Here is a 251-nt window from a genome sequence, read left to right as displayed (position 1 = left end):
ACCACATAACCAAAGTTCGTAATGAATTCTAAAAACTTATTAAGCTTTTCCTCATCTGGATCTTCGTGGATTCGGTACATGAATGGTACTTTCATCCAGTGGAAATGTTCTGCCACAGTTTCATTGGCACATAACATGAATTCCTCAATGAGACGTTCTGCCACTGAACGTTCACGTAACACAACATCTGTTGGAGTACCGTCCTCTGGGTCCACCAATACCTTCGCTTCTTTGAAATCAAAGTCTATTGC

The 251-nt window shown here is 41.0% G+C and carries 1 protein-coding gene; it reads right to left on the bottom strand.

Annotation, left to right across the window (positions count from 1 at the left end):
* Window positions 1-251: RNB domain-containing ribonuclease (locus AOA61_RS30725; protein ID WP_143521301.1), on the bottom strand; the 251-nt coding region annotated here is incomplete at both ends.

It is taken from the genome of Pseudomonas sp. 2995-1 (assembly GCF_002742505.1).
GTDB lineage: Bacteria > Pseudomonadota > Gammaproteobacteria > Pseudomonadales > Pseudomonadaceae > Aquipseudomonas > Aquipseudomonas sivasensis.
This window is presented reverse-complemented; position numbering and strand designations above follow the sequence as displayed.